Origin of the sequence: Gilliamella sp. App2-1 (assembly GCF_001690255.1) — a bacterium.
Classification (GTDB): Bacteria; Pseudomonadota; Gammaproteobacteria; order Enterobacterales; family Orbaceae; genus Gilliamella; species Gilliamella apicola_G.
Window position 1 is genome coordinate 1 of record NZ_LZGR01000020.1, and the last position, 8,370, is coordinate 8,370.

The following is an 8,370-nucleotide window of genomic DNA, read 5'->3' on the forward strand; positions in this document are numbered from 1 at the left end:
ACATAACAAAAACAACAAAAAACTATTGCACTTTTTTTTAAAACGAGTATTTTGTTAAAAATAACAAAAAATTTAACTATATAATAATAGCAATATGAAATTTTCACTCAAAATCGTCCTCATCAACATGATTGTCAGCGTGGTCATTATTCCAACGCGGGGGCGTTTTTTGAATTAAAAATATGTTTATACATAAAATCAAAAACCCCCGCTCTCCAAAAAGCGGGGGTTTTTTTATGAAAATTTTTTATAAACGCTTATAAACAATGTTTTATAAACAGTAAATGAACAAAAACAAGTGAGGCATAAATGTTAGGAACACAGTGGATAGTAAAAACCTTAAAAGAAAAAGGCGTTACCACCGTTTTTGGATATCCCGGTGGACAAATTATGCCTCTATATGACGCTCTTTATGATGGTGGAATTGAGCATGTCCTTTGTCGCCACGAACAAGGTGCTGCAATGGCCGCCATTGGCTATGCTAGAGCCACAGGGAAAACGGGTGTTTGTATTGCCACCTCCGGCCCCGGCGCAACCAACATCATTACTGGCCTTGCCGATGCTTTAATTGATTCAGTGCCGATTGTTGCCATAACAGGGCAAGTACCAACCAAACTAATTGGTACAGACGCTTTTCAAGAAGTGGATGTTTTAGGATTATCACTAGCTTGTACCAAACACAGTTATTTAATCGACGATGCAAAAGACTTGCCTAACACCTTGGAGCAGGCTTTTAACTTAGCCAGTTCGGACAGGCCGGGGCCAATATTGATTGATGTGCCCAAAGATATACAACTTGCAAACCTTGACTATCAACAATATTTCACGCCATCCACATTACAAACCGCACAAGATAAAACACAACTATACTCAATCTTGCCAAATGATATAAAACAAGCCAAAGAAATGATCGCCCAAGCCCAAAAACCGATACTTTACATTGGTGGTGGTGTTGGACTTTCTGGCGCCATATCCGAGCTAAGAGACTTTATGGCCTTAACACACATTCCAAGTGTATCAACCTTAAAAGGACTTGGGGTTGCCGATTTGAATAATCCTTATTACTTAGGATTAATTGGTATGCACGGCGCCAAAGCTGCCAATTTAGCCGTACAAGAGTGTGATTTGTTAATTGCCTTAGGTGTTCGATTTGATGATAGAGTGACCGGCAACCTTAATGAATTTGCTCGACATGCTAAAGTACTTCATATAGATATCGATCAGGCCGAAATCAACAAATTACGCCAAACCCATTTAGGATTACAAGGCGATATAAAGCAAGTTTTACCACAACTAAATCAAACAGTTTCGATTCACGAGTGGCATAAAAAAGTTAATCAATTAAAAGCAGAGCACCCAACTCGTTACGATCATCCAGGCGAAGCGATCTACGCTCCTGCTTTATTAAAAACTCTCTCAGAAAAAAAAACAGCGTCTACGATTATTACTACCGATGTTGGACAACACCAAATGTGGACAGCCCAGCATATGCGCTTTACCCATCCTCAAAACTTCATTACATCAAGTGGGCTTGGCACAATGGGATTTGGTTTACCGGCCGCTGTTGGTGCGCAAATGGCAAGACCAAATGATTGTGTGATTTGTGTATCGGGTGATGGATCTTTTATGATGAATGTCCAAGAACTCACCACCATTAAACGCAAACAACTACCCATAAAAATCGTATTAATTGATAACCAACGTCTAGGCATGGTTCGCCAATGGCAAGAGTTATTTTTTAATGAAAGATACAGCGAAACAAATCTATCAGACAATCCCGATTTTTTAATGTTAGCCAAAGCGTTTGACATACCAGGGCAAAGCATCAGCAAAAAATCACAAATTGATACAGCGCTTGATAACTTATTTAACTCAACAGGCGCTTACCTATTACATGTTTGCATAGATGAATTAGAAAACGTATGGCCACTAGTACCCCCTGGGGCAGCAAACGAAAACATGCTAGACAAAAGTTGCAAGGAGTAAGCAATGAACGAACAAGCACAATATCAATTGGCCATAAAGGCTTATGACAAATTGGGATCACTTGAACGTATATTACGAGTTATCCGGCATCGAGGTGGACATATTCAATCAATGCAAATGCAAACAATTGAAAACAATACACTGACTATGACATTAATATTAACCACTGAAAGACCGCTATCGACATTACAAAACCAAGTAGCAAAATTAGAAGATGTCATCGCGGTTGAATAATCATTTTTATAAACAACTTATTGTTAAATAATAAGTTAAATAAACAAGCGTAGTATAATGCTTGACTGTTAAAGTACAAATACCTAAAGCAAAGTACCTGCTTAGCAAATTGAAAAATAAAGAGGAAAACAAAATGAGTTCTACAGCAAAATCAGATTATATTTGGTTGAATGGCGAAATGATTCCATGGGCGGATGCCAAAGTACATGTGATGTCACATGCCTTACATTATGGTACCTCCGTATTTGAAGGTGTCCGTTGTTATAATACGCACAAAGGACCAGCCATATTTCGTCATAAAGAACATGCCCAAAGATTATTAAATTCAGCCAAGATTTATCGTTTTCCTGTTTCTTATTCGCTGGAAGAAATCATGGAAGCCACACGCCAAACGATCAAGAAAAACAAATTAGAAAGCGCTTATATTCGCCCATTAGTCTTTATTGGTGATGTGGGTATGGGCGTTAACCCACCTGAAGGTTACAAAACCGATGTCATGATTGCCGCATTTCCATGGGGTGCCTATTTAGGCGAAGAGGCCTTAGATCAAGGTATTGATGCCATGGTCTCCTCTTGGAATCGTGTTGCATCAAACACCATTCCAGCGGCGGCTAAAGCGGGCGGTAACTATTTATCGTCATTATTAATTGGATCTGAAGCTCGTGCTAACGGCTTCCAAGAAGGTATTGCATTAGACGTGCATGGTCACCTATCTGAAGGTGCTGGCGAAAACCTATTTATCATTAAAGACAGTATTTTATATACCCCTGTTTTATCGTCATCGGCTCTACCGGGCATTACACGTGATGCGGTATTAACACTCGCGCGCGATATAGGTATTGAAGTGCGTGAACAAACACTATCCCGTGAATCACTTTATTTAGCCGATGAAGTGTTTATGACAGGCACTGCGGCCGAAATTACCCCTGTGCGTAGTGTTGATCGCATTCAAGTTGGCATTGGTCGCTGTGGTCCAATCACTAAACAAATTCAACAAGCATTCTTTGGCTTATTTAATGGTAAAACCGAAGATAAATATGGTTGGTTAGATCTGATTAAATAAAACGAAAAATCAAAAGCCGCCAACTCACTTGGCGGATAACATTTTCACTTAATGATTGATTTTAAAGAACTACAGACCGTTAAACACGGTCACTTGCATAAAAAATTGGGAGCAAGAAATGCCTAAATATCGTTCAGCAACGTCAGTCGAAGGCCGAAACATGGCTGGCGCCCGCGCATTATGGCGTGCAACTGGCGTAAAAAATGAAGACTTTGGTAAACCCATCATTGCGGTGGTCAACTCATTCACGCAATTCGTACCGGGACATGTCCATTTAAAAGACATTGGTCAACTGGTTACCAAACAAATTGAAGCATCGGGTGGTATTGCCAAAGAATTTAACACCATCGCCGTTGATGATGGCATAGCTATGGGGCATGGGGGTATGCTGTACTCATTACCATCGCGTGAACTCATTGCTGATTCTGTTGAATATATGGTTAACGCGCATTGTGCTGATGCTATGATCTGCATCTCAAACTGCGACAAAATCACCCCCGGCATGTTAATGGCCTCGCTTCGTTTAAATATTCCAACTGTGTTTGTCTCTGGCGGACCAATGGAAGCGGGCAAAACCAAACTTTCCGATCAAATTATTAAATTAGATCTTGTTGATGCTATGATTCAAAGCGCCAACCCAAATGTCAGTGACGAAGATAGCAAAGCGATTGAAGAATCCGCTTGCCCGACTTGCGGCTCTTGTTCTGGCATGTTTACCGCCAATTCCATGAACTGCTTAACCGAAGCACTAGGACTTTCACTACCGGGTAATGGCTCATTAGTTGCTACCCACAAACAACGTGAACAGCTCTTTTTAAATGCCGCTAAGCGCATTGTTGAGATCACAAAACGCTATTACGAACATGATGATGATTCGTATCTACCACGCTCAATTGCCACTAAAGCCGCTTACGAAAATGCCATGTCGCTTGACATTGCTATGGGGGGGTCAACCAATACGGTACTGCATTTACTTGCCACCGCGCAAGAAGGCGACATCGACTTCACCATGTCTGATATCGACAGACTATCACGTAAAGTACCACATTTATGTAAAGTCGCACCGAGTACTCAGTTATATCATATGGAGGATGTACACCGTGCAGGTGGAGTTGTCGCCATTATGTCTGAATTGGATAAAGCGGATTTACTCAATCGCAATGTTCATAATGTACTTGGCCTGTCATTAGAAGAAACCTTTGCAAAATATGATATCAGGCAGACGGATGACGAAACGGTCAAAAAAATGTATCGCAGTGGGCCAGCAGGCATTCGCACTACCAAAGCGTTCTCGCAAGATTGCTATTGGGAGACACTTGACAACGACCGTGTAAATGGTTGTATTCGCGATAAAGCCCACGCCTATAGCCAAGATGGCGGACTTGCTACACTCTATGGCAACGTAGCCCTTGATGGTGCAATTGTTAAAACCGCAGGGGTCGCTGCTGAAAATTTAGTTTTCCAAGGCCCTGCCAAAGTATTTGAAAGCCAAGAAGATGCCGTTGAGGCCATTTTAGGGGGCAAGGTTGTGGCTGGTGATGTAGTTGTTATTATTTACGAAGGCCCAAAAGGTGGCCCGGGAATGCAAGAGATGCTTTACCCAACAAGCTATTTAAAATCAATGGGTCTGGGTAAATCCTGTGCACTGATTACCGATGGCAGATTTTCGGGTGGATCTTCGGGCTTATCAATCGGTCATATCTCACCCGAAGCCGCAAATGGCGGTATTATTGGTCTTGTGCGCGATGGAGATATTATTGATATTGACATTCCAAATCGAAAATTAGTATTAAAAGTCCCTGATGATGAACTTGAACGCCGCCGCGTAGCCGAACTTGCCCGTGGCGACAAAGCCTTTACCCCTCACAATCGCGATCGCTATGTCTCTTATGCATTAAAGGCTTACGCCAGTTTAGCAACCAGTGCAGATAAAGGTGCCGTTCGTGATAAAAGCAAACTAGGTGGTTAACGTGAAACAACAAAATAACAACAAGCTCACTGGTGCCGATTACTTAAAAGCAACACTCTGTAGCGCCGTATACGACGTGGCCGAAGTCACCCCGCTAGAAAAGATGGAAAAAATCTCGACACGATTAAAAAACCAAATTTTTGTAAAGCGCGAAGATCGGCAATTAGTCCACAGTTTCAAAATCCGTGGTGCCCAAGCAATGATAGCCAGTCTAAATGAAGACGAACGCAAATGTGGCGTTATTGCCGCATCGGCTGGCAACCATGCACAAGGCGTGGCTTTTTCGGCCACAAAATTAGGCATAAACTCATTAATCGTCATGCCATTAACCACCGCCGACATAAAAGTTGAAGCAGTCAAAAGCTTTGGTGGCGAAGTACTCCTTTATGGCGCCAATTTTGACGAAGCTAAAGCGAAAGCCATGGAACTAGCAAAAGAACAAAAACGCATCTTTATTCCACCGTTTGATCACCCGCTTGTGATTGCTGGGCAAGGCAGTATTGCCATGGAATTATTACAACAAAACGCCAAACTCGATCGTATTTTTGTGCCGGTCGGCGGGGGCGGGCTTGCTGCGGGTGTGGCGGTATTAATCAAACAAATCATGCCATCAATCAAAATCATTGCCGTTGAACCTGCTGATGCCGCTTGCTTAAAAGCGGCACTCGACGCAGGCAAACCTGTTGATTTAAGCCGCGTTGGGCTATTTGCTGAAGGGGTTGCCGTTAAACGAATTGGCGAGGAAACTTTCAGGCTTTGTCAGCAATATATTGATGATATTATTACCGTTGATAGCGACGAAATTTGCGCCGCAGTGAAAGACTTATTTGATGATGTGCGAGCCATTGCTGAACCCTCTGGAGCTGTTGCATTAGCGGGTTTAAAAAAATACGTTGAACAACACAATATTTGTGGCGAAAACCTTGCCCATATATTATCTGGCGCCAATCTAAACTTCCATAACTTACGTTATGTGTCTGAACGTTGCGAACTCGGTGAAAAACGCGAAGTCCTGCTAGCGGTCACTATCCCAGAAAAAAAAGGCAGTTTTTTAACATTTTGTCAGCTTCTAGGTGGGCGCTCGGTGACCGAATTTAATTATCGTTATCATGATGATAAATCCGCTTGTATTTTTGTAGGGATTAAAATGTCTCAAAGTAATGAGAAAGATGAAATCATACAAGAATTAAGTGCAACAGGTTATTCGGTTGTGGATCTAACCGAAGATGAAATGGCAAAACTGCATGTACGCTATATGATTGGTGGCAAGCCTTGCAAACCAATACTAGAGCAAGTATACAGTTTTGAATTTCCTGAATCGCAAGGGGCTTTGCTTAAATTCCTACAAACATTAGGTACCAATTGGAATATCTCAATGTTCCATTACCGTAGCCACGGCACCGATTATGGACGAGTACTTGCCGCGTTTGAAATCGACGAAACAACCCTTAACCAGTTTAACCAACACCTAACCGAGCTAGGCTATGGTTTTCATAACGAAACGCATAATCCATCGCTTAAATTGTTTTTAACTAATCAAAGTTAAAATCAATAATCACTATCCACCACCAGGTGGAATAGTGATTTTAAATTAATACGAATTTGGGAAAATGACATAACTCTACCTGTAAACAACTCCATCTATTCATAGTTTAGAGGAGAATTTTTAACAACATAAAACTGTCTCACGAGCTAGTAAACATTGCTCAAGCTAACTTCATTATCTTAGTGATACATTTTGATGCTTACAATAAAGGACTATAAAATCTTCACATTGAAATTATTTATCACTAGTCCAATTTTAAAATTGGATAGTAAATTAACAAAATTATCTACTAAAATGAGGAATGGGGTCTAATAAATTTTTTCTATCACGATAAAACATTGTTACTCAATAGACAATTTGCGGCAACTAGTTTTAGCTGGTAAAAACAACCTAACCCTTCGACATTAATCATAAACCAAGACAGTTAGAAAGATAGCATCTTTATATTGAGTAAGTTATCATTCAAAAGTACAAACTAAGATGGCTGAAAAAAGCTACCTTTATATAGAATAGCTTTCTCTTTCAGTTAATTTTAAAACTAATTATTTTTTATAATGATTTGCACTGGATAGTGATCTGAGTATTTATTAGTAAAATCATCTTTTAACACTTTTACATCCATTACATCATTTTTAAGTCTTGGCGAGACATAAATATAATCATAGCGTAATGGTGTCGATGCTTGATCATAAAATACATTGGTTGGAGCGGTAGCAATAAAACTTTTATTTTTTAATTTTAAAGCATCAATAAAACCGGCATCAAGAAGGTTTTGTTGCACTGTGTAGCTTAACTTACCATCAACGAGGTTTTCTAAAATTGGGCGATTTTTTTGTTTCTCTTTTATATCTTCAAGCAAATTACTTTTGTCATATTCGGATTCATCAGCTGGCGAAAATGAATTTAAATCACCCGCTATAATCCATTTCCCTTTAGGATCACGACTATATTTTATTGAATCTATGATCAGATTTATTTCGTCTATTCTTTTTGCTGTCCAAAATGGATTCATATGTGTAATAACAAAGTGATATTTTCCAATATCTGCATATAAAGCACCATGCCACATATTATCAACCACTTTACTAACATTAATGATTGGATACTTTGAAGTAATCGCAACAGGAAAAAACGCCGCGTCATTAGGAGATTCTTTTAATAATACGGCATATTTATGTCCAAAACTGGCAGCAAATTTTTCGAGTTTTTCGCGAGTAAAAAAGTTCATTTCTTGCCAAGCAATAATATCGGCGTCTTGTACCTTTGCCCATTCAATAAACTTTTGTTTTCCTTCTGATTCATCTAACTTCATGCCATTGTAAACATTATAGCTAATCATCTTTAACTCTTTTGCATCTTCAAGTGAAGCAAAAGCAGTTGAAGTACTTAGGATAATACTACTCACAATCGCTACAAATTTTAATTTACTTTTATTCATAACATATTCCTTCCTTTTATTTATATTTTCAATAGATATTATATTGATTCAATATTAATCAAAATTTTTTTTATAATTTCTGTGATATTGGTCAATAATTTTATTTACTTATAGTCATATGAGTAATAAAAAAA

At 39.5% G+C, this 8,370-nt stretch carries 6 protein-coding genes; 5 read left to right on the forward strand and 1 reads right to left on the reverse strand.

Annotated features, from left to right (window positions below):
- The first annotated feature begins 309 nt into the window (after positions 1-309).
- The 5 genes from ilvG to ilvA all read left to right on the forward strand — a co-directional run bounded on the left by ilvG (position 310) and on the right by ilvA (position 6,798).
- Positions 310-1,986, forward strand: coding sequence for an acetolactate synthase 2 catalytic subunit (gene ilvG, locus A9G22_RS02520; protein ID WP_065586512.1), 1,677 nt, complete (start codon positions 310-312; stop codon positions 1,984-1,986).
- A gap of 3 nt (positions 1,987-1,989) precedes the next feature.
- Positions 1,990-2,220, forward strand: a complete 231-nt coding sequence (gene ilvM / locus A9G22_RS02525; RefSeq protein ID WP_065586513.1) for an acetolactate synthase 2 small subunit — start codon at positions 1,990-1,992, stop codon at positions 2,218-2,220.
- Between the two features lie 133 nt (positions 2,221-2,353).
- The gene (locus A9G22_RS02530) at positions 2,354-3,283 is read left to right on the forward strand and encodes a branched-chain amino acid transaminase (protein WP_075508307.1); all 930 of its coding nucleotides are present in this window, start codon (positions 2,354-2,356) and stop codon (positions 3,281-3,283) included.
- Positions 3,284-3,401: 118 nt separating this feature from the next.
- The gene (gene ilvD, locus A9G22_RS02535) at positions 3,402-5,252 is read left to right on the forward strand and encodes a dihydroxy-acid dehydratase (protein ID WP_075508308.1); all 1,851 of its coding nucleotides are present in this window, start codon (positions 3,402-3,404) and stop codon (positions 5,250-5,252) included.
- 1 nt (position 5,253) lies between these two features.
- A complete protein-coding gene (gene ilvA, locus A9G22_RS02540; protein WP_075508309.1) occupies positions 5,254-6,798 on the forward strand; it encodes a threonine ammonia-lyase, biosynthetic in 1,545 nt (514 codons plus the stop codon).
- A gap of 538 nt (positions 6,799-7,336) precedes the next feature.
- Here the strand turns inward: ilvA and A9G22_RS02545 are convergent.
- Positions 7,337-8,236: an endonuclease/exonuclease/phosphatase family protein gene (locus tag A9G22_RS02545; RefSeq protein WP_065586517.1), complete on the reverse strand. Its 900-nt coding sequence runs from the start codon at positions 8,234-8,236 to the stop codon at positions 7,337-7,339.
- Between the last annotated feature and the right edge of the window lie 134 nt (positions 8,237-8,370).